At 74.6% G+C, this 602-nt stretch carries 1 protein-coding gene; it reads left to right on the top strand.

Annotation, left to right across the window (positions count from 1 at the left end; translation table 11 throughout):
* The coding region (locus tag CKO43_RS25600; RefSeq protein ID WP_276570325.1) for a FimV/HubP family polar landmark protein at nucleotides 1–602 on the top strand (602 nt) is incomplete at both ends.

Raw genomic sequence — 602 nt, 5'->3', positions numbered from 1 at the left:
GGCCTCGCGTGCCGCCGCCGAACCGCGCCCGGCACCCGCCTCCGCGCCGGCGCGCCGCGCCGAACGTCCGGCGGCCGATTCGGTCCAGGTGCGCCGCGGCGACACGCTCTACCGCATCGCCTCGCGCACCCAGGCTGCCGGTGTTTCGCTCGACCAGATGCTGGTCGCGCTGTTCCGCGGCAATCGCGATGCGTTCGTCGGCGACAACATGAACCGGCTGAAGTCCGGCGCCGTGCTGACGCTGCCGTCGACCGAAGCCGCCGCCAGCGTGCCGGCAGCCGAGGCGCGCGACGTCATCGTCGCCCAGGCCGCCGACTTCGCCGCGTACCGCCAGCGCCTGGCCGCCGGCACCTCGGCCGTCGCCGCCGAACAACCTGCGCGCCAGGCCACCGGCAAGGTTCAGGCGAACGTCGAAGACCGGCGCCAGGCCGCGGCGCCGACGCCCGACAAGCTGAAGCTCTCGCAGGGCGCGCTCAAGTCCGCGCCCGAGGCCAAGCTGTCGAAGGAAGCCGAACGCCGCGCCGCCGACCTGCGCCTGGCCGAACTGGCGCGCAACGTCGACGAACTGAAGAAGCTGCAGGGCGCCGCGTCGGCGCCCTGCA

Source organism: Rubrivivax gelatinosus (genome assembly GCF_016583785.1).
GTDB lineage: Bacteria > Pseudomonadota > Gammaproteobacteria > Burkholderiales > Burkholderiaceae_C > Rubrivivax > Rubrivivax gelatinosus_B.
Note: the sequence above shows the minus strand (reverse complement) of the source record. Positions and strands in the feature narration are given on the sequence as shown.